The sequence below is a fragment of the Pseudomonas deceptionensis genome, assembly GCF_900106095.1.
GTDB classification, from domain to species: Bacteria; Pseudomonadota; Gammaproteobacteria; order Pseudomonadales; family Pseudomonadaceae; genus Aquipseudomonas; species Aquipseudomonas deceptionensis.
Genome location: NZ_FNUD01000002.1, coordinates 2436187 through 2457447, shown reverse-complemented (window position 1 = coordinate 2457447; position 21261 = coordinate 2436187). Strand labels below are relative to the sequence as shown.

The following is a 21261-nucleotide window of genomic DNA, read 5'->3' as shown; positions in this document are numbered from 1 at the left end:
TTCTCCATGGGCGAAAGTATTCTCACCGCGCAGAACCTTAGCAAAGTGGTTCCCAGCGCGGAAGGCGAGTTGACCATCCTCCACCCCCTGAGCCTTGAACTGAACAAGGGCGACAGCCTGGCGATCGTGGGCGCATCCGGCTCCGGCAAGTCAACGCTGCTGGGCTTGCTCGCAGGCCTGGACCTGCCCAGCCAGGGCGAAGTGATTCTGGCCGGCCGGGCCCTGAGCACCTTGGACGAAGACCAGCGCGCCCGGGTGCGGGCCGAACATGTGGGCTTTGTGTTCCAGTCGTTCCAGTTGCTCGACAGCCTCAACGCCCTGGAAAACGTCATGTTGCCGCTGGAGCTGGAGGGCCGCAAAGATGCCCGCGAACATGCCCGCCATCTGCTGGAGCGCGTCGGCCTGGGCCAGCGCCTTAGCCATTCACCGCGTCAGCTGTCCGGCGGCGAACAACAGCGGGTGGCCATTGCTCGGGCGTTTGCCGCCAACCCGGACGTGCTGTTTGCCGATGAACCCACCGGCAACCTGGACAGCCACACCGGTGAACGCATCACCGACCTGCTCTTCGAGTTGAACAAGGAACGCGGCACCACCCTGGTGCTGGTGACCCATGACGAACGCCTGGCCCATCGTTGCCGGCGCCTGATCCGTCTTGAAGCCGGCCATCTGGTCGGCCCTCTGGAGCCCTGATGGCACGCCTGCCGCTGTTGCGCCTGCTAAGCCTTGCCGTACGTCAATTGCTGCGCGATGCCCGCGCAGGCGAGTTGCGCGTGCTGTTCTTTGCCCTGCTGGTTGCCGTCGCAGCCAGCACCGCCATCGGCTACTTCGGTGCCCGCCTCAATGGTGCGATGCTGTTGCGCGCCACCGAGTTCCTGGGCGCCGATCTGGTGCTTGATGGCAGCTCCCCGGCCCGTGAAGAACAAATCAAGGTCGGTACCGATCTGGGACTCAAACACGCGCGCGTGGTCGAGTTTGCCAGCGTGATCGCGACCGACAACGGCATTCAGCTGTCCAGCATCAAGGCGGCAGACGATGCCTACCCGTTGCGCGGCGAACTCAAAAGCGCGCCCCAACCCTATGCCGAAGAACAACCCGGCGGCGGCCCCCGGCCCGGAGAGGCGTGGGCCGAAGCCCGATTGCTGACCGCGCTGAACCTCAAGGTCGGCGATGAAATCGATGTCGGTTCCAAAACCGTGCGCATCACCCGCGTTCTGACTTATGAACCGGACCGCGCCGGCAACTTGTACAGCCTCACGCCTCGGGTGCTGATCAACCTGGACGACCTGGCCGCTACCGGCATTGTGCAACCGGGCAGCCGCGTCACGTATCGCGAGCTGTGGCGCGGTGAAGCACCAGTCCTTGAAGCCTATCGCCAATCGATCAAACCCGGCCTGGACCCCAACCAGCGCCTGCTGGACGGCCGTGATGGCAACCGGCAAATCGGCGGTGCGCTGGGCAAGGCCGAGCGCTACTTGAACATGGCCAGCCTGGTGGCGGTGCTGCTGTCCGGCGTCGCAGTAGCCCTGTCAGCGACACGCTTTGCCAATCGACGCTTTGATGCCAGTGCCCTGCTGCGCTGCCTGGGCCTGTCGCGACGCGAAACCCTGTGGCTGTTCACTTTGCAACTGGCTGTACTCGGGTTGCTGGCCAGCCTTGCGGGTGCGCTGCTCGGCTGGCTGGCGCAGCTCGGGCTGTTCGCCCTGCTGCATGACTTGCTGCCTGCCGACGTGCCTCCCGGCGGCCTGATGCCTGCCATTGCAGGGATGGGCACCGGGCTGGTGGCGCTGGCTGGCTTCGCCCTGCCGCCATTGGCCGCGCTGGGTCGCGTACCGCCGCTGCGGGTATTGCGCCGCGACATGCTGCCCATCCCGGCCAGCACCTGGACCGTCTATGGCGCGGCCCTGCTGGCGCTTGGGCTGATCATGTGGCGCATGAGCCTTGATCTGGTGCTGACGTTCGCCCTGCTGGGGGGTGGCGTGATTGCCGCGCTGGTTCTGGGCGGCATCCTGCTGCTGGGCCTGCAAAGCCTGCGCCGCTTGCTGGCACGAGCCTCGTTGCCCTGGCGCCTGGGGTTGGGCCAATTACTGCGCCACCCGCTGGCAGCCGCGGGTCAGGCCCTGGCCTTCGGCCTGATCCTGCTGTCGATGGCCCTGATCGCACTGTTGCGCGGCGAGTTGCTCGACACCTGGCAAAACCAGCTGCCGAAAAATGCGCCCAACTACTTTGCCCTCAACATCCTGCCGGCCGACAAGGACGCTTTCGGTGCCCACCTGATGACCCTTCAGGCCCAGGCCGCGCCGCTGTACCCGGTAATCCCGGGGCGCCTGATCAGTATCAATGGCGAACCGGTGCAAGACATCGTCAGCAAGGACTCCAGCGGCGACAAGGCCATCCAGCGCGACCTGAGCCTGACCTGGGCCGCCAACCTGCCCGCCGGCAACGAACTGACCGCAGGTACCTGGTGGACCCAAGCGCCTGCCGGGGATGTGCCTGGCGTTTCGGTCGAAGCCAAAGTCGCCGAAAGCCTGAAGCTGAAACTCGGCGATCACCTGACCTTCACCGTTGCCGGGGTAAACCGCGAAGCCCGGGTCACCAGTTTGCGCAGCATCAACTGGGACAACTTCCAGCCCAACTTTTTCATGATTTTCCAACCGGGCACCTTGCAGGACTTGCCCGCCACCTACCTCACCAGCTTTTACCTGGCGCCTGGTCACGACAAGGAAATCATCGAGCTGTCGCGCAGCTTCCCGGCGGTGACCATCTTGCCTATCGAAGCGTTGCTTGAGCAGCTGCGCAGCATCCTTGCGCAAGTGACCATTGCCGTGGAGTACGTGCTGCTGTTTGTGTTGGCGGCGGGCATGGCAGTGCTGTTTTCCGGCCTGCAATCCACCCTGGACGAACGCATTCGCCAGGGTGCTCTGCTGCGGGCGCTGGGGGCCGAGCGCCAACTGCTGGTCAAGGCCCGGCGCATCGAGTTCGGTCTGCTGGGCGCCACCAGCGGCCTGCTCGCAGCACTGGGCGCCGAACTGGTCAGCCTCGTGCTGTATCGCTTCGCCTTTGACCTGCCGTGGAGCCCGCATCCGTGGCTGCTGCTGTTGCCTGTGCTGGGGGCTCTGATGGTCGGCGGTGCAGGTGTGTTCGGCACACGCCGGGCACTCAATGCCAGCCCGCTAACCGTGTTGCGCGAGGGCTGATAGACTCGCGCTCTTCACTGACAATGGATTGCCCATGAGCCGCTATCGCCCTCCCCGCCCTGCCGGCACCGCGCTGATCACCCCTGAAGGTGAGGCGCGCATGCGTGCCGAGTTGCACGAGTTGTGGCACGTTCGCAGGCCCCAGGTGACGCAGTCGGTCAGCGAAGCCGCAGCCCAGGGTGACCGCTCGGAAAACGCCGAATACACCTACGGCAAAAAAATGCTCCGCGAGATCGACAGCCGTGTGCGTTTTCTGACCAAGCGCCTTGAAAGCCTCAAGGTCGTCAGCGAAAAACCCAGCGATCCGAACAAGGTCTATTTCGGCGCCTGGGTCACCATCGAGGATGAGGAAGGCAAGCAGTCGCGCTACCGCATCGTCGGGCCCGATGAGCTGGACCTCAAGCTGGGCCTGATCAGTATCGACTCACCCCTGGCCCGGGCGCTGATCGGCAAGTCACTGGATGCCGAAGTCCAGGTGCAAACACCCACCGGTGAGCAGTGGGTGTATATCGTCGCGATTGAATACCCGTAACCCTGACGCTCAGGGCGCCGTGGCCTGCCGGTACTGACGTGGCGTAAAGCCGGTCAATGCCTTGAACTGCCGGGTGAACGCGCTGTGGTCGGTATAGCCGCACTGCAGTGCAACTTCGGTGATGGGGATGTCCGTCAGCAACAGACGATGGGCGTGCTCCAGACGAACCTTCTGGATCATCTGTCGCGGTGTCAGGTGGAACACCCGTTTGCAATACCTCTCCAGCTGCGCCACTGAAATCCCGGCAATGCGCGTCAGCTCGCCCAGGGTGACGCGCCGATTGAAATTCGCACGAATATGCTCATCCACCGCCGCCAGCCGCTGGTAGGCCGGGTGCGTGTCACTGGCCGACTGCAGGTCCACCGAGATCCCGGCCAGGCCGATTATTTCACCATCGCAGTTGTACAGGGGCCGCTTGTGCGTCAGGCACCAGCCCGGCTCACGACTGCCGTACAGGTGCAGCTCCAGCTGGTCCTCCAGCACAAGCCCCTGCTCCAGCACGCGTCGATCCTGCTCGGTATAGCCAGGCCCCAGTTGCTCCGGGAAAACCTCGGCGCTGGTTTTACCCAGCAAGGGTTGCAGCTGCTTGAGCCCGCAACGCTGCACCAGCGTGCGATTGGCCAATACATAGCGCGCCTGGTTGTCCTTGATAAAAATCGCCGCATTGGGAATCACGTCCAGCATCGGCAACAACAGCGCCACGCCTGACAGCAACTGCTCAAGGGTCTGCGGCCGGCTCAGGTCGCTCCCCTGGCACAGGATTGCAAAAGCATTCTGCGTCATGAATCTCACTCCCCCACTACTCGAACAGGCTGAATCCACCTGTCCATATTGTGCTGATTTCGTCATCGGCTTCAATGGAAAACATCAATCGCAAACCCGCCCGGACGTTCAATCTAGCGCCATTGCACACCCGCCAGTGGTTTTGGCGCAATGGCAAATGACATCACACCTGCCTAACCAAAAACTCACAATAAGGCGACTCCATGTCAGGTAAAGGCAAATTCAAGAAACAGCTCTCACTGATGGACCTGACCTTTATCGGTCTGGGTGCCATCTTCGGTTCCGGCTGGTTGTTCGCAGCCAGCCACGTTTCTGCAATTGCGGGGCCCGCGGGGATATTTTCCTGGCTGCTGGGCGGTTTTTCTGTGCTGCTGTTGGGCATTGTTTACTGTGAATTGGGCGCTGCCCTGCCGCGCGCCGGTGGCGTTATCCGCTACCCGGTGTACTCCCATGGCCCGCTGCTCGGGTACTTGATGGGCTTTATCACCCTGATCGCATTTTCCAGCCTGGTGGCGATTGAAGTGGTCGCCGCTCGCCAATACGCCGCAGCATGGTTCCCCGAGCTGACCAAGGCAGGCTCCAGTGATCCTTCGATCCTGGGCTGGCTCCTGCAGTTCGGCCTGCTGTGCCTGTTCTTCATGCTCAACTATCGCAGCGTGAAGACCTTCGCCATGGCCAACAACCTGGTCAGCGTGTTCAAGTTCATCGTGCCGCTGCTGGTCATCGGCGTGCTGTTCACCTTCTTCAAACCGGAAAACCTCTACTCCCAGGGCTTTGCTCCCTTCGGTCTGTCGGGCGTGCAGATGGCTGTTTCCGCGGGCGGCATTATCTTCGCCTACCTGGGCCTGACCCCGATCATTTCGGTGGCCAGCGAGGTCAAAAACCCGCAACGCACCATCCCGATTGCCCTGATCCTGTCGGTTCTGCTGTCTACCGTGATTTATGTGCTGTTGCAGGTCGCCTTCCTCGGCGGCGTGCCGACCGAGATGCTGGTCAACGGCTGGGCCGGTGTGACCAAGGAACTGGCCCTGCCCTATCGCGACATCGCCCTGGCACTGGGTGTGGGCTGGCTGGCCTATCTGGTGGTGGCCGATGCGGTGATCTCCCCCAGCGGCTGCGGCAATATCTACATGAACGCGACACCGCGTGTGATCTATGGCTGGGCGCAAACCGGCACGTTCTTCAAAGTGTTCACCCGCATCGATGAAAAGTCCGGCATCCCGCGCCCGGCGCTGTGGCTGACCTTTGGCCTGTCAGTGTTCTGGACCCTGCCGTTCCCCTCCTGGGAGGCCCTGATCAACGTGGTATCCGCCGCGCTGGTATTGAGCTACGCCGTGGCTCCGGTGTCCGTGGCCGCACTGCGCCGCAATGCACCCGACATGCCGCGCCCTTTCAGGGTCAAGTGGATGGCCGTGCTGGGGCCGCTGTCATTCATCGTCGCTGCGCTGATCGTCTACTGGTCAGGCTGGAAGACCGTGTCCTGGTTGCTCGGCCTGCAGATCGTGATGTTTGTGGTGTACCTGCTGTGCGCCCGCTTTGTACCGACCAACCACCTGAGCCTGGCCCAGCAAGTGCGCTCTTCCTTGTGGCTGATCGGCTTCTATGCCGTGACCATCGTGCTGTCCAAGCTCGGCACCTTCGGTGGCCTGGGCGTGCTCGCTCACCCTTTCGACACCCTGGTCGTCGCTGCGTGCGCCACGGGTATCTATTACTGGGGGGCCGCCACCGGCGTACCGGCACACATGGTCCGCCTGGAAGACGACGAGGAAAGCGAAGAAGCCCCGGAACTTGTCAGCCAGACGCCACCCCGGCACGCCACGGGAGCGTTTATCCAGACGTCGTCCTGAGACACCGTTAGCCACCGTCTTCCCAGCCGTTGTTCTCTTCCAGGGGATAAGTTTATGAAGCACGTACATATCATTGATTCACACACCGGCGGCGAACCCACCCGCCTCGTGATCAAAGGCTTTCCGCAACTGGCCGGCCGCACCATGGTCGAGCAGCGCGATGAACTGCGCGACCAGCATGACCAATGGCGCCGCGCCTGCCTGCTGGAGCCCCGTGGCAACGATGTACTGGTGGGCGCGCTGTATTGCGAACCCGTGTCGCCGGATGCCACCTGTGGCGTGATCTTTTTCAACAATGCCGGCTACCTGGGCATGTGCGGCCACGGCACCATCGGTTTGGTCGCTTCGCTGCACCACCTGGGGCTGATCGAGACCGGAGAGCACAAGATCGACACCCCGGTCGGCCCGGTCAGCGCCACCTTGCATCCAGACGGCACCGTGACCGTCGGCAACGTGCCCGCCTACCGCTACCGCCAGCAGGTGGCCGTCGAGGTGCCAGGCCATGGCCGCGTCTACGGCGATATCGCCTGGGGCGGCAACTGGTTTTTCCTGGTATCAGACCACGGCCAGGTGCTGCAACTGGACAACGTTGAAGCCCTGACCGAGTACACCTGGGCGATGCTCAAGGCCCTTGAGGCACAAGGCATCCATGGCGAAGACGGCGCACTCATCGACCATATCGAACTGTTTGCCGACGACGACAAGGCCGACAGCCGCAACTTTGTCATGTGCCCGGGCAAGGCCTACGACCGCTCGCCATGCGGCACCGGCACCAGCGCCAAACTGGCGTGCCTGGCGGCCGACGGCAAACTCGCCCCCGGTGAGCCCTGGGTACAGGCCAGCATCACGGGCAGCCAGTTCATCGGCAGCTATCAGTGGGAAGGCGAGCGCATTCGCCCTTTCATCACCGGCCAGGCCTATATGACCGCCGACAGCACACTGCTGATCGACGAACAGGATTCCTTTGCGTGGGGCATTTAAGCCTCCGCCTTTGCACTCACATCTGACTAAACGACTCCAGGAGTTACAACAATGAGCGATAACATTTTCACCGGCTGCATGCCTGCACTGATGACCCCTTGCACCGCCGATCGCAAACCGGACTTCGACGCGCTGGTCGCCAAGGGCCGCGAACTGATCGATATCGGCATGAGCGCCGTCGTGTACTGCGGCTCCATGGGTGACTGGCCATTGCTGACCGAAGCCGAGCGTCAGGAAGGCGTGGCACGCCTGGTGGCTGCCGGCATTCCGACCATCGTTGGCACTGGCGCCGTCAACAGCCGCGAAGCCGTGTCCCACGCCGCACACGCCGCCAAAGTCGGCGCCCAGGGCCTGATGGTGATTCCTCGCCTGCTGTCCCGTGCGGCCTCGCCTGCTGCGCAAAAAGCTCACTTCGCCGCCATCCTGCAAGCAGCTCCACAGCTGCCGGCCGTGATCTACAACAGCCCTTACTACGGCTTCGCCACCCGCGCCGACCTGTTCTTTGAACTGCGTCGCGAATACCCGAACCTGATCGGCTTCAAAGAGTTCGGCGGTGCCGCCGACATGCGTTACGCCGCTGAGCACATCACGTCCAAGGACGATGACGTAACCCTGATGGTCGGTGTCGATACCCAAGTGGTCCATGGCTTCGTCAACTGCAACGCCACCGGTGCCATTACCGGTATCGGTAACGCCCTGCCACGCGAAGTGCTGCAACTGGTAGCCCTGAGCAAGCAAGCGGCCCTGGGCGACCCCAAGGCCCGCCGCCTGGCCCGTGAGCTGGAAGCTGCCCTTGCCGTGCTGTCGTCGTTCGATGAAGGCACCGACCTGGTGCTCTACTACAAGCACCTGATGGTGCTCAATGGCGACACCGAATACACCCTGCACTTCAACGAGACCGATGCGCTCAGCGATGCCCAGCGTCACTACGCCGAGAACCAGTACACCCTGTTCCGTCAGTGGTACAAAAACTGGTCCGCCGAACAGAACGTTGCCTGATCGCTCAGCTCCGCTCAGTTAAACGAGCGGTGCTTCTGTGGGAGCGAGCCTGCTCGCGAAGCCTTCGCGAGCAGGCTCGCTCCCACACCCCCAGCCCAATTTTTCCAGGAACACGCCATGACTCTGACAGGCAACATGCTGATCGGTCAGCAAGCCATCACCGGTAGCCGCGAAGCGATCCGGGCGATCAACCCCGCCACCGGCACAGCGCTGGAACCGGCCTACCTCGGCGGCACCGGCGAACATGTCGAGCAGGCGTGCGCTTTGGCGTGGGAGGCCTTTGACAGCTATCGCGAGACGCCACTGGCAGCTCGTGCCACTTTTCTTGAAACCATCGCCGATGAAATCGAAGCCATCGGCGATGAGTTGATCGACCGCGCCGTCAGCGAGTCCGGGCTGCCACGCCCGCGCATCCTGGGTGAGCGCGGCCGCACCTGCCATCAACTGCGCACCTTTGCCCGCACCGTGCGTGCGGGTGAATGGCTGGATGTACGGGTCGACACCGCACTGCCTGAGCGCCAGCCCCTGCCGCGTTCCGACCTGCGCCAACGCCAGGTACCGCTGGGCCCGGTGGCCGTGTTCGGCGCCAGCAACTTCCCGCTGGCCTTCTCGGTGGCCGGTGGCGACACCGCATCGGCACTGGCGGCCGGTTGCCCGGTGATCGTCAAAGCCCACAGCGCCCACCCAGGTACCAGCGAACTGGTTGGCCACGCGATCGCCCGTGCCGTGAAAAAATCCGGCCTGCACGCCGGTGTCTTTTCGCTGCTGTTCGGCTCCGGCCGCGAAGTGGGGATTGCCCTGGTCACCGACCCGCGCATCAAGGCCGTGGGTTTCACCGGTTCACGCAGTGGCGGCATCGCCCTGTGCAAAGCGGCGGCTGCGCGCCCGGAGCCCATCCCGGTGTATGCGGAAATGAGTTCGATCAACCCGGTATTGCTCTTCCCCGCCGCCCTGCAGGCGCGTGGCGAATCGCTGGCCCAAGGCTTCGTTGCCTCCCTGACCCAGGGCGCCGGCCAGTTCTGCACCAACCCGGGGCTGGTCATTGCCCGCCAGGGCCCGGCGCTGGATCAATTCATCAGCGCCGCTGCCGACCTCGTCCAGCGCAGCCAGGCGCAGACCATGCTCACTCCCGGGATTTTCCAGGCATACGAGGCGGGTGTCGGCTCGCTGCTGGAACTGACCAGCGCCCAGGAAGTCGCCGCCGGTGTGCGAGGCAACACGCCAAACCAGTGCCAGACCCACCTGTTCGTGACCCAGGCCAGGGACTTCCTCGCCGACGCGGCGTTGCAAGCCGAGATCTTCGGTGCTGCGTCGCTGGTCGTGCAATGCGCGGATGACCACGAGATCCGTCAGGTGCTAGAGCATCTTGAAGGCCAACTGACCATCACCCTGCAACTGGATGATGCTGACCTTGAGAGTGCCCGGGCCTTGCTCCCGGTGCTGGAACGCAAGGCCGGTCGCCTGCTGGTCAATGGCTGGCCGACGGGGGTTGAAGTGTGTGATGCCATGGTTCACGGCGGCCCGTTCCCGGCGACCTCAGACACGCGCACTACCTCGGTCGGCACCGCGGCAATCCTGCGTTTCCTGCGCCCGGTCTGCTACCAGGACTTCCCGGACAGCTTGTTGCCGACAGCGCTCAAGCACACCAACCCTCTGCAACTGCGCCGCCTGCTCGATGGTCAGAGAGAAGTACTGGAAAATGCCTGATAACGTCGCGTCAAACAGTCCGCACGAGGGTGCGGACATTGCGGTGGTGGGCGCCGGCATCATCGGTGTCGCCTGCGCCCTGCAACTGGCACGTCAGGGCCTGCGGGTAGTGGTCATCGACCAGCAGGAGCCGGGCCAGGGTGCCTCGTTCGGTAATGCCGGGCACCTGGCGACCGAACAGGTGTTCCCCATTGCCGACGTGTCCATTCTCAAGCGCTTGCCCGCCATGCTGATGGACCCGATGGGCCCCTTGCGGCTGGACTGGAAATACATGCCACGGGCCCTGCCCTGGTTCACGCGCCTGTTACTGAACCTGCGCCCCGAACCTTACCAGCGCACCGTGGCCGGCATTCGTGCACTCAACGAAAGCAGCCTGGCTGCCTGGTACCGGTTGCTGGAAGGCATGGACTGCCCTGGATTGATGAAAGAAGACGGCTCATTGCTGGTGTACGAGCGCCCCGAGTCACGCCAGGCACTCGAAGCGTTGCAGACCCGCATGCGTCAGCAACAAGTGCCGGTTGATTTCTGGCAGGCCGGGGCCGTGCGCGAGACTGCGCCGCAACTGAGCGAGCAGATCCAGGGCGGGTTGTTTTTTCCGGCCACGGGGCATTTTATCGACCCGTACCGCGTCGTTTGCGAACTGGTTAAAGCCGCCAAAACCTGCGGGGTGCAGTTCCTAAAACGGCAGGTGATGGGCGGGCAACTGAACGATGCCGGGGTGTCCTTGGTCACCGACCAGGGCCGGGTTACAGCTCGCCGGGTTCTGATCGCCTGCGGTGCCCACTCGGCGAAACTGACCGCCGCCCTGACCGGCAAAAAAGTCCCGCTGGACACCGAGCGCGGGTATCACTTGATGCTGCCCCACGAGCATGGCCGGCTGCCGTTTGCCGTCACCTCACTGGAGCGCAAATTCATCATGACCCCAATGGCCGAGGGTTTGAGGCTGGCGGGTACGGTTGAATTTGCGGGCCTGGAGGCGCCGCCAAGCATGGAGCGCGCCTGGCAGTTGCATCGCCTGAGCAAAGGGCTGTTCAGCCGCGACCTGAGTGCTGAGGGTGCAACACCCTGGATGGGCTTTAGACCCTCGCTGCCCGACTCACTGCCGATCATTGATCGGGTGTGTCACGGCAAAGTGCTGCTCGCCTTCGGCCACCAGCATCTGGGCCTGACTCAAGCGGCAGTCACCGCCGAACTGATCGCCCAGCTGGCAGCACCGACAACATCTGGCAGCCCCCATGAACTGCCAGCGCTGCAACCCTATCGGCTGGACCGCTTCTAACTTCTAAGGCAGCACAAACCGGCTCCCGCGCCTGCAGCGGGAGCGGGCTGCCTCAAGCCTTGTTTTCACTGCTAAGTCAGTTGCAGTGGCGCACCAACCCGATCGCAGCCTTCGGCAGCGGCTACAGTTTGCTTTTGCTTTTGCTTGGTTTTTGATCTTGATCTACCCGCCCCTTCGGGAGGCCGAGTGGAGGTTCTGCGCAGTGGGTCTCCCGGCATGGATGCCGGGAGAGCCGTGATGGGCCATGGATGGCCCGTCACGGCGTGCCCACGGAGCGGGACCGGAACGAGGGAACCTGAGCGCAGCGAAGGCCGTACGCCGGGGCGAGGACCTTTTGGTTCCTTTTGGGTCCTTCCAAAAGGGACTCGCTGTAAGAGCGAAAACAATATTCAAGTTAAACGCGAATACCGGATATGTACTCGCCATACCCGTTAAGCGGGCCGCAAGCGCCAGCCCAACACATCCAGCAGATCGCACCCGTCGCGCAGCAAGAGCGTCGCGACAGTGGCCACGTGTTTGAGGTCAACAGAATCGGCCTCTTGCACTTCGCGGCTGGAGAACATTTCCATCAATTGGGTTACAGCCAGAATGCGCGCAATGGCGTTGGCGTGGAGTACGTCGAGGGGAGCGTTACGGTCGATCAGCAAGGCGGGGATGGTGCAGTCGATGGCGGTGAGCGGAATAAACGGGGGATAAGTCATGAGTAAAACTCCGGATAGTGTATTTGTACCAACCGTTTCCGTCGCCAAACAAAAACAGGTGGCCGCTGTACGCGGGTTGGCGAACCGGTATCCAGATCAACCCGGCAGATCCGAAGATCTCCCACGTACAGCTGCCATAAAGCACTACGCAAAATACACGCCTAGCCTTATATAACAACTGCACACTAACTGGATATTGCCCAAGTCGCCAAACCCGGTCGCCCCAGGGCGAGCGCCGACTATAGGCGTCGAACCATCGCCCCAGCAATTGGCAAACCTGTGCGAAAAATCCCGAAAACACGTGGCAGATCAGTTGCTGCCTGACCTCCAGAATCACCTAACATAAAATGGACCCTCCGTCGTACGCAAAAGCCGACATAAAGGACCGCCATGACTACCAAAAGCACAGCCTCCCGCCCCGTATACCAGGCCGCCTGCCACTGCGGCACTGTGCGCTTCACGGTACGGCTGACCAACGGTTTGAATACCGTGCGACGGTGCAACTGCTCTTATTGCCGCATGCGTGGGGCCGTTGCCGTGTCGGCCAACCTGGCAGAAATCGACATACTCCAGGGCAAGGATGTATTGACGCTTTACCAGTTCAACTCCAACGAGGCCAAGCACTACTTCTGCTCACGCTGCGGCATCTACACCTTTCACCAGCGCCGTTCCAGGCCTCATGAATACGGCGTCAACGTTGCCTGTATCGAAGGTATGAGCCCTTTTGATTTCGCCGAGCTGCCGGTGTACGAAGGCCGAGAACACCCTAAAGACCGTAAGGACGGCAGCTTCCTGATTGCGGGCTGGTTGCGGTACCAGGCCGAACCTGACGATTGATGCCCCAGGCATTCAGCGCAGCGTAATCAACCCCTGACGGCACACACGGGTCAGGTTGCGGATTACCCGCTCGGCATTCTCGGCGCTGGGGGACTGAATCACAGCCAGATCAAAACGGTCATTGGCAAATTGCGCCAACTCATCACCGTCTTTCACAAACTGGATCAGAAACGCGGTGGCCCGACCCTTGCGGCGTGGCCAGCCGTCCAGATAGCGCAGCAGCGTTGGCTGATGCTTGCCGCCCAGAAGGATTTTTGGATTGCTCAGGGTCAGATTGGCCGTGATCGGCGCAAGACGTACAAGGGGACGTGGGTTACTCATGTGTCGGTTCTCCGCCTCAAGATTCTGCGTGGCAGGTGAGAGGCAACACCGAACCAGCGCTTTAGCGGTATTTCGAGGCCTGTTTCAAGCCTCTTAGAAGGTCTGTGACCCTCTGGCGCCCCGCAAGTAGCTGTTTAAATCGGCGCAAGAAAACATCCTAGAGAAACCTGCTTACAACTGTCAACAATCATGTACATCGAAAAACGCCGTTCCAGTCGCGGGCCCGCCAGACGGCTCGCGACCGGGTGAACGGTGTCAGAACTGCAGCGCGTTGGTCAGGTCCCCCATGGGGGTTTGCCCGCGGGCTTTCATCGCATCGTCACGCTGCTTGAGCCCATCAAGCACCTCAAGCTGATGCACCCGCGTGATCAGGCGCAGGATCGAGGCCGTGTCATACACGGTGTGATCCACCGTGCCCTTGCGGGCAAAGGGTGACACCACCAGCGCCGGGATTCGCGTGCCGGGGCCCCAGCGATCGCCCTTGGGCGGCACTACGTGGTCCCACCAGCCGCCGTTCTCGTCCACCGTAAGCACCACCACCATGTTCTGCCACTGCGGGCTGCTGCGCAGCACCTTGAGGGCACGGTCCAGGTGACGGTCACCGGCGGCCACATCCGCATAGCCCGCGTGCATGTTCAGGTTGCCCTGGGGCTTGTAGAAACTCACGGCAGGCAGCGTGCCTGCCTCGGCGTCGGCGAGGAACCGGTTGGTACTGGCCTCGTCACCCAGGCCACCGTCACGCAGACGCTTGCTGCGCTCGAGCGGGTTCTGCGGGCCTTGTTGCGCGAAGTAATTGAACGGCTGATGGTGGTACTGGAAGTTCGGAATTTTGGGCAGGCCCTCCGCCCCCTTGAACTGGTCCAGCGTGCTCTGCCAGGCACCGGCGTACCAGGCCCAGTCGACGTTCTTTTTGCTCAGTTTGTCGCCGATATGCTCGTGGGTTTGCGGCACCAGTACGCTCGGCAGATCGGGCTTGGCATAGTCCGGGCGCTCGGGGTCGCGGATCCAGGTCGGCCAGTACGGCGGAGCCATGGTGTTCACCGCAAAGCCGTCTGGCGTGAGGGCGCTGGGGCCAAACTGCGGGGCGCCGGTCATGGCACTGGCCGGGGATTTTTCCAGGGGCTTGAGGCGCGTACCGGTTGGGTCATCACCTTGCAGCACGGCGATCTGCGACTCGGCCACCGAGGTGGCTGCATTCGGATAGAACGGCACAGCGGCGCTGATCAGGTACTGGTGATTGAGGTATGAGCCGCCAAAGGCCCCCTGGAAAAAGTTGTCACACAACACAAACTCCCGCGCCACGTCCCACAGGCGCAGCGAATACCGGGTCTGGGGGTAATAGCCCATGGTGAGACCACCGGAATCTGCCCAGGCGACGAACTGGTCGTTTTTGCCATCATTGATCTGCATCTGGTTTTGATAAAACACGTGCCACAAGTCCCGGGTCACGAGGTTCAGCGGCAAATCTTCCTGGTTTGGCCCCTTCAGGGCGAACGGTGCGTTGGGCAGGTTCTCCTGGAACTGCACACCCTGGGCATACGTCACCCCATCGACCGTCTGCGGCCCCACCTGCAACACCCCGCCCCAGACCGGCGGCAAGGTATGCAACAGACTGCCATCACGGTCGCGCTGCTGGTAGTCGGCGGGCTTGAGCGCCGACAAGGGTTTCTCCACACCGGGGAAGTTGGCAAACAGGTTGTTGAAGCTGCGGTTCTCGGCATAGATCACCACGATGGTCTTGACCTGTTCGCCGAGTTTTTTGTCCAGTTCAACCGGCGTCAGCGGCTGAGCTTGCGCAGGGCTGTCAGGCTCACTGTTGCCGCAGGCGCTCAAGGCGACTGCACCTACGCCCAGTGCGGCAGCACCGGCGAGGAAATGGCGGCGGCTGGTATCGGCCGGGCGTTGGGTGTCCTGGTCTTTCTCATCGCTCATCACAGATTCCTGATTGCTTGTAACAAATTATTTCTGGCGGGCACGCTAGCAGGGGATTGTGACGAAGCAATGGCAGGAGGTCGAACCCTCTGAGGGTCGATGTTCACTCAGAGGGCTGCACGGGATGGGCAATGAGGACACAAAAAAAAGCCCCGGGCCGTTGCGGCCCGGGGCGGTGTAGCTTGCAACAAAATCGTTTGTTAAGCGCCAATGCTACGGTCGATAGACAGCTTGCCTGCGCCTTCGATCAGTACCGCGACGGTGCCACCCAGCAGGGCCAGGGCAAATTCATAGCCGTTGTTGGCCATAAACAGACCGTTATGGATATGCACCGAGAAAATTGCCACCAGCAGGGTGAACGACAGGCCCAGTGCCGCAGGCCGGGCCAGCAAGCCGATGATCAGGGCCAGACCACCGAAAAACTCGGTCCCGCCCGCCAGTGCGGCCATCAAGGTACCCGGCCCCAGGCCGATGCTTTCCATCCACTGCGCCGTGCCCGCCAGCCCACCACCGCCAAACCAGCCAAACAGCTTTTGCGAGCCGTGGGCGGCAAATATGACGCCGACAAAGATGCGCAGAACCGTCAAGCCATAACCTGCGCGGGTGCCCAGTACGGTTTGGATCAATTTGCTCATGGTGGAATCCTTTAAGTCATCAGTTGGGGAATGCTCGCCATACTAATCAGTTTTAATAATGTTAAAAGCCGAATAAACCTAACATACCAATCAGTTTATTCGATTATTTGCGTGACACAAGATCGACTTTTACAGGCTCCAGCGAGTCGCGCTCCCGATCGAAGGCCAAATAGTATTTGTTCACGCTATTAACATAGCTGACCGCGCCCATTCCCACCTGCTCCATGGCGATTCGTTCCACCTGAAAGAACCATTGATCCGGGTTCAGGCCGCGCCGCCGGGCCTCGGCACGCATGCCTTGCACCCGCTCGGGCCCGATGTTGTACGCCGCCAGCACAAAGGCCATGCGCTCGCGCTCGTTGAGTTTTGGGCTGGAAAAAAACTTGCGGCGGATCAACGCCAGGTACTTGGCCCCGGCCTGCACATTGTTATCCACGTTTTGAATATTACTCACCCCTACCCGCTGCGCCGCCGTAGGGGTGATTTGCAGCAGCCCGGTGGCCCCGCCCATCCCCTTGGCGTCGGGGTCGAGGGTGGACTCCTTGAACGCCAGCGCCGCGAGGTTCAGCCAGTCCATGCCCTGCTGCCGGGCATGTTTTTGCAGCACCGGGCGCAGCTTTTCGAGCTTCTGGCGGTCGGCACGGGCCAGGGGGTAATGCACCCGGTACAAGCGCCGATACACGCGCTCAAAGGCTACGTCCTGATCGGCCGGCACCTTGTAGCCGGCCAGAAAGCGGTCAATGCTGGCGTGCAACATCGAAGCATCGCGGCGTACATACCAGCGTATCGCTTCGGGTTCGCTGACCAGCACCTTGCGGTCAAATCGCAGCTTGGGCATCAGCGTGGCCCAACGCTCGGCAATCGGTTGCTCAACGATGGTGAGGTGAAAAATACCGGCCTGAACCATCTCCAGCACGTCTTCCACCGCCAGGGTCGGGTCCACCCATTCGATCTTGATCGGGGGCAATTTGCGCAGGGCCAGTTTCTGATTGATCAGATTGACCGAGGCACCGGCAGCACTCCCCGTGGTCAGCGCCACGGTACGGCCCGAGAGTTGTTCAAAACGGGTGAAGCGGCGCTCGCCTTTCACCCCCACCAGCATCAATGGCACATCGTCGATGATCGGATCGCTGGGGCTGATGGCACGGCTGGGCTTGAAGTCGATCAATTCCCCCGGGGCGACAATATCGCCCTCACCGCGGGACAAGGCGCCGAGCAGCTGGTCCTTGGATTTGGGGATGATCTTGAGCGTGATTTCCTGACCGTCACGGGCGTGGCCGTTGAGGTAACGCTCGAATGCACGCAAGCGATGATATTCAACGCCAATGTCCTGGCCTTGCACTTCACCCGAGCTGTTGCGGCTTTGGTTGACGAGCACCCGCAGCACCTGGCTGCTGCGGATTTGCGCCAGATCGCGGACCTGACTCGGCTGCCCGACCTGCAAGGGTCCGGCCAGGCGTGCCAGTGCCGGTAACGGCAGTAGCATCAGGCACAGCGCAATCAATAGCGTCGGTCTTGTCATCCGTTCTCCGGAAAGAATACAGCCCAGCACCCTGTCGGATTACCCGACAACCGGTTGCCCCTTTTGGGGCTTTTAAGCGCTGGAAACAGCGCGCAAAACAGTCAATGCGCTTTGTGGAAAGCCTGGCATTGCGTTGTTGCGGCATTCAAAGACAACCATAACTGTCTGTAGTTCTTGGTTTTTCTTATAAATCTACAGCTCTGATATGCTTCCCGGCCTCTGGCCTGAGGTAGCACCATGCAACTCATCGATATCGGCGTCAACCTGACCAACCCAAGCTTCGACGGCAAACACCAGGCGGTTTTAGACCGTGCTTACGCCGCTGGAGTGGAGCAATTAATCCTTACGGGCACCAGCGTTGAAGGCAGTGAACTGGCCTTGCATTTGAGCCGTGAGCTGGACGAAAGCGCTCAGCGTCTGTTCACCACGGCCGGTATTCACCCGCATTCGGCCAGCGACTGGAATGGCGAAAGTGCCCAGCGTTTGCTGGCCTTGCTCAAAGAACCCAACATGCGGGCAGTGGGTGAATGCGGGCTGGATTTCAACCGAGACTTCTCGCCTCGCCCGCAGCAGGAGAAAGTGCTGGAGGAGCATCTTGCGCTGGCCGTGGAACTGCAACTGCCGGTTTTTCTGCATGAGCGCGACGCCAGTCAGCGCCTGCTGGAGATCCTGCGTGACTTCCGTGACCGCTTGCCGGCCGCGGTTGTGCACTGTTTCACCGGCGAGAAGCGGGCCCTGTTCAACTATCTGGATCAGGACCTGCATATCGGCATTACCGGCTGGATCTGCGATGAGCGCCGTGGCACCCATTTGCACCCGCTGGTAAGCGACATCCCCCGTGGCCGCCTGATGCTCGAAAGCGATGCCCCGTATTTGCTGCCGCGTACCCTGCGGCCCAAGCCGAAAAGCGGCCGTAACGAGCCGGCTTACCTGACCGAAGTGCTGCGCGAAGTGGCCGTGCACCGTGGCGAAAGCGAACAGGACCTGGCCGCCCATACCACCGCCTGTGCACGGGCGTTTTTTGGATTGCCGGTGATAGCCCACATACCTGTAGCCGCTGACGAGTAGAACAAGACTGCGATCGGTGTGGTGCGCCACTGCGACGAAGCGACCGTAAAACCTGAGTCAGGTATTTATATGATCGACCGCAGTGCCCGGGTTTGCGGCTGCTTCGCACCCGATCGCAGCCTCGCTACGCTCCTCAGCGGCTACAAGGGTTAGCACCCCATCTCTCTTGACCCACATCAACAAGATCCTCACTGAGTAGCGGCACAATGATGGCACCTTGCCAATATTGTTTCCGCCAACTCAGAGAAGACCTTCCATGGGCACCTGGCTTAGCAACATCTCGCTTAAGTACAAGTTCTGGGCCGTCAACGCGGTGGCGTTTGTCACCACCCTGTTGCTGGTGCTGTACGCCGTGCAACTCGAGCAGCAATCGCGCAGCGCAGACGCCCGGGCCAGTGCCCAGTCTCAGGCGCAATTGCTGCGCGCCTGGCCAGCCGGGCAAGCCTTGCCCCAGGCCGCGCATCTACTGCGCCTTGAGCCCGGGCAAACGCCCAAGGTTCACGACCAACCGGTGCCACAACTGAACAACACCCAGGGTTGGGTTTCGATCAATCCAACTCCGCTGTTCGGGCACGATTTGTTGGCCGGCGCCGATGTACTGACCCGCGACGACGGGCAAAAAATCGCGGTATTGGCATACACGCCCAGCCTGGCGCAGGTGTTTGTCGAGCGGCTGCCCAACTATGCCGTCGCGGTGCTGGTCCTGATGCTGGCCATGCTCTGCGCCTCGCAGTTGCTGATCCGCTTCCTGCTAAGCCAGCTCAACACTCTCAAAGACGTGATGTTGCATGTCGAAAAAACCGGAGACCTGTCCGCCCGGGTGCCTTTGGCCTGTACGGATGAAGTCGGGCAGATGGCCAGCGCCTTTAATGCCATGCAGGCCGGCTACCAGCGGGTGGTGAACACCGTGGCCCAGACCGCCGCGCAACTGGACGCCGGGGCCGCTCGCCTGGCCAGCAGCATGGATGAGGTGCGTCACGGCATGCTCGGCCAGCAAAGTGAAACCGATCAGGCGGCCACTGCGATCAATGAAATGTCGGCCACGGTCTACCACATCGCCCAGCACGCCGGCGCCACCCGCGATCTGTCGCAAACCGCAGACGACCTGGCCGGCAGCGGCCAGCAAGTGGTCAGCCGCGTGCAGCAGTCCATCGCCAGCCTGTCGACCGGAGTGCAAACCACCGCCGAGATGATTCAGCAACTGGCCCGGGACAGCCAGAAGATCAACGGTGTGGTGAGTGTGATTCACAGCATCGCCGAACAAACCAACCTGCTGGCGTTGAACGCGGCCATCGAGGCTGCACGTGCTGGCGAGATGGGCCGTGGCTTTGCCGTGGTCGCCGATGAAGTCAGGCACCTGGCCAAGCGCGTGCAAACCTCCACCGACGAAATCACCGCCATGGTCTCAGCCTTGCAGGCGGGAACCCGTGACGCCGTAGACTTTATGCAGGAAAGCTCTTTCAAGGCAGACGACTGCGTCCAGCAGGCCCAGGAAGCCGGAGCGGCGCTGGCAGACATCACCCACGCCGTGGCACAGATGCGTGAAAGCAACACGCAAATCGCCGTGGCCGCCGAGCAGCAAAGCCAGGTAGCGGAAGAGATGAACCGCGCAGTGGTCAGTATTCGTGATGTCACCGAAAACACGGTGCAGCAAACCGTCGACTCGGCCACCACCAGCAATCAACTGGCAACTCTGGCCGGCGAGTTGAACCGGGCGATTGGTCAGTTAAAGCTATAGGCATCTGCCTATAAGGCCCATAGCCATTGTTGATTCGCTCCGTTTCGACCCCGGGCCTATTCTTTGTTCATCCGGTTCAGCCAAGGCTGAATCCTTGAACAAGGAGAGCAATCATGGGCAAACGTCATCCCGATTTTCCGGCCTGGCAGTGGCGTTCGAACCCCCAGAGCCGTCAGAACGCAAAGAATCAGGCACTGGACCTGATCGCCATTGAGATGATGGTGCTGGCCTTTCTACTGGTGGTCTCGGGCGTGTTCAGTGAAAACGCAACGAGCGCGGTGATTGGACTGATCGCCTTGTTTGCAGGGTTGGGCTTGCAGCGTCAGGGCCGCAAGCCCGAAGCCAAACAGCCGGGCAGTCAGGCCTTCTGATTATCCAAAAACCGCGACAGTCTGGCGGCTGATCGCAATCAGCTCACCACCCGGAGCCCACAGATTGGCCGCCACATGACCGTAGCCATCACGGGCATGCTCGATGACCGCCAGGTACTTGCACCACTCAAGGGTACTGGCCGGCGGCAGTGGCTGCACAAACTCGATCGTCCAGGTCAATGTGCTGCCCGCGGTCGGTTTGTTCAGCAAGGGCAATAGCGCAGGCGGCCAGGTGTCGACCAGCGCCAGCAAATGGGTTTCGGTCAGGGGCTCATCCTTGACCTCACCGGCAAAACGCACCCACCCCCCCATTTCCCGCGTGCCGCGACCTGAAAACGGCAATGCGCCCACGGCCCAGCCCATGGACAGGTGGCGCATGAATTCCGGGGTCACGCCCTTGATGTAGGGCAGTAACGGGCATTGCTCCGGCGGCTTCATCTCGGGCGCGGGCAACGCGTCGATGCGCGCCGCAGACTCGCGTGAGGCGCCAAAGCTGCCTTGCACGAGGGTCACCACCTGACCATTTTGCACAGCCCGGCCCATTACCTGGCTGACCGCCTTGCCCTCGCGCAAGACCTCGACCTCAAAACGGATCGGCACATCGGCCGCCACCGGCCCCACAAAGCTCACCGCCAGAGAACGCAATGCACGGTCTACCGAAACATGGGCGCGCATGGCTTCGTACTGCAAAGCCACCACCAGGCCACCGAAACTGGCACGGCCCTGGCCCCAGTCTGCCGGGATGGTGACGTCCAAAGGCGTACTGCGCACCGCTGCTACCAATTCGCAAAACTGCATAAGCACCTCTAGCCAG

Annotated in this window: 19 protein-coding genes; 12 read left to right on the top strand and 7 right to left on the bottom strand. The window is 61.8% G+C overall.

Translation table 11 applies throughout. The annotated features are described in order from the left end of the window. Nucleotides 1-6: 6 nt before the first annotated feature. The 3 genes from BLW11_RS11290 to greB are packed head-to-tail and all read left to right on the top strand — an operon-like array spanning nt 7 to nt 3726. Nucleotides 7-690, top strand: coding sequence for an ABC transporter ATP-binding protein (locus BLW11_RS11290; protein ID WP_048358642.1), 684 nt, complete (start codon nt 7-9; stop codon nt 688-690). Continuing rightward, entirely contained in the window at nt 690-3194 is a 2505-nt protein-coding gene (locus tag BLW11_RS11285; RefSeq protein WP_048358643.1) for an ABC transporter permease, read from the top strand. Before BLW11_RS11290 ends, BLW11_RS11285 begins: the two co-directional genes overlap by 1 nt. Before the next feature lie 34 nt (nt 3195-3228). After that, the gene (gene greB, locus BLW11_RS11280; RefSeq protein WP_048358644.1) at nt 3229-3726 is read left to right on the top strand and encodes a transcription elongation factor GreB; all 498 of its coding nucleotides are present in this window, start codon (nt 3229-3231) and stop codon (nt 3724-3726) included. Nucleotides 3727-3735: 9 nt separating this feature from the next. On the opposite strand, the gene BLW11_RS11275 is transcribed toward greB, so the two are convergent. Continuing rightward, on the bottom strand, nt 3736-4509 hold the full coding sequence (locus BLW11_RS11275) for an AraC family transcriptional regulator (RefSeq protein WP_048358645.1): 774 nt from the start codon (nt 4507-4509) through the stop codon (nt 3736-3738). A 203-nt stretch (nt 4510-4712) separates the two neighbouring features. On the opposite strand from BLW11_RS11275, the gene BLW11_RS11270 reads away from it, so the two are divergent. The 5 genes from BLW11_RS11270 (at nt 4713) to BLW11_RS11250 (ending at nt 11322) form a co-directional block, all read left to right on the top strand. Continuing rightward, nucleotides 4713-6356 carry an APC family permease gene (locus BLW11_RS11270; RefSeq protein WP_048358646.1) on the top strand — a complete coding sequence of 548 codons (1644 nt, stop codon included), beginning with the start codon at nt 4713-4715 and terminating at the stop codon, nt 6354-6356. Nucleotides 6357-6410: 54 nt separating this feature from the next. Further along, entirely contained in the window at nt 6411-7337 is a 927-nt protein-coding gene (locus BLW11_RS11265; protein WP_048358647.1) for a 4-hydroxyproline epimerase, read from the top strand. A gap of 51 nt (nt 7338-7388) precedes the next feature. Beyond that, nucleotides 7389-8336, top strand: coding sequence for a dihydrodipicolinate synthase family protein (locus tag BLW11_RS11260; protein ID WP_048358648.1), 948 nt, complete (start codon nt 7389-7391; stop codon nt 8334-8336). 117 nt (nt 8337-8453) lie between these two features. After that, nucleotides 8454-10043 carry an aldehyde dehydrogenase (NADP(+)) gene (locus BLW11_RS11255; protein ID WP_048358649.1) on the top strand — a complete coding sequence of 530 codons (1590 nt, stop codon included), beginning with the start codon at nt 8454-8456 and terminating at the stop codon, nt 10041-10043. After that, on the top strand, nt 10036-11322 hold the full coding sequence (locus tag BLW11_RS11250; RefSeq protein WP_048358650.1) for an NAD(P)/FAD-dependent oxidoreductase: 1287 nt from the start codon (nt 10036-10038) through the stop codon (nt 11320-11322). Before BLW11_RS11255 ends, BLW11_RS11250 begins: the two co-directional genes overlap by 8 nt. Before the next feature lie 431 nt (nt 11323-11753). Here BLW11_RS11250 and BLW11_RS11240 read toward each other — a convergent pair whose 3' ends face one another. Further along, complete coding sequence (locus BLW11_RS11240; RefSeq protein ID WP_048358651.1) at nt 11754-12023, bottom strand: hypothetical protein; 270 nt, start codon at nt 12021-12023, stop codon at nt 11754-11756. A 390-nt stretch (nt 12024-12413) separates the two neighbouring features. On the opposite strand from BLW11_RS11240, the gene BLW11_RS11235 reads away from it, so the two are divergent. Then, nucleotides 12414-12860, top strand: a complete 447-nt coding sequence (locus tag BLW11_RS11235) for a GFA family protein (RefSeq protein WP_048358652.1) — start codon at nt 12414-12416, stop codon at nt 12858-12860. A 12-nt stretch (nt 12861-12872) separates the two neighbouring features. On the opposite strand, the gene BLW11_RS11230 is transcribed toward BLW11_RS11235, so the two are convergent. The 4 genes from BLW11_RS11230 to BLW11_RS11215 all read right to left on the bottom strand — a co-directional run bounded on the left by BLW11_RS11230 (nt 12873) and on the right by BLW11_RS11215 (nt 17270). Then, nucleotides 12873-13181, bottom strand: coding sequence for a hypothetical protein (locus BLW11_RS11230; protein ID WP_048358653.1), 309 nt, complete (start codon nt 13179-13181; stop codon nt 12873-12875). Between the two features lie 255 nt (nt 13182-13436). After that, nucleotides 13437-15113, bottom strand: coding sequence for an acid phosphatase (locus tag BLW11_RS11225; protein WP_048358654.1), 1677 nt, complete (start codon nt 15111-15113; stop codon nt 13437-13439). A 200-nt stretch (nt 15114-15313) separates the two neighbouring features. Next, nucleotides 15314-15748: a DoxX family protein gene (locus BLW11_RS11220; protein WP_048358655.1), complete on the bottom strand. Its 435-nt coding sequence runs from the start codon at nt 15746-15748 to the stop codon at nt 15314-15316. Between the two features lie 103 nt (nt 15749-15851). Then, nucleotides 15852-17270 (bottom strand): MltF family protein, encoded by a 1419-nt coding sequence (locus BLW11_RS11215; protein ID WP_048358656.1) that lies wholly within the window; start codon nt 17268-17270, stop codon nt 15852-15854. A gap of 237 nt (nt 17271-17507) precedes the next feature. On the opposite strand from BLW11_RS11215, the gene BLW11_RS11210 reads away from it, so the two are divergent. The 3 genes from BLW11_RS11210 to BLW11_RS11200 all read left to right on the top strand — a co-directional run bounded on the left by BLW11_RS11210 (nt 17508) and on the right by BLW11_RS11200 (nt 20447). Next, nucleotides 17508-18338 carry a TatD family hydrolase gene (locus BLW11_RS11210; RefSeq protein ID WP_048358657.1) on the top strand — a complete coding sequence of 277 codons (831 nt, stop codon included), beginning with the start codon at nt 17508-17510 and terminating at the stop codon, nt 18336-18338. 256 nt (nt 18339-18594) lie between these two features. Beyond that, a complete protein-coding gene (locus tag BLW11_RS11205; RefSeq protein WP_048358658.1) occupies nt 18595-20076 on the top strand; it encodes a methyl-accepting chemotaxis protein in 1482 nt (493 codons plus the stop codon). 113 nt (nt 20077-20189) lie between these two features. Then, nucleotides 20190-20447: a hypothetical protein gene (locus tag BLW11_RS11200; protein WP_048359506.1), complete on the top strand. Its 258-nt coding sequence runs from the start codon at nt 20190-20192 to the stop codon at nt 20445-20447. On the opposite strand, the gene BLW11_RS11195 is transcribed toward BLW11_RS11200, so the two are convergent. Further along, a complete protein-coding gene (locus tag BLW11_RS11195; RefSeq protein ID WP_048358659.1) occupies nt 20448-21245 on the bottom strand; it encodes an acyl-CoA thioesterase in 798 nt (265 codons plus the stop codon). It abuts the gene before it with no gap. Between the last annotated feature and the right edge of the window lie 16 nt (nt 21246-21261).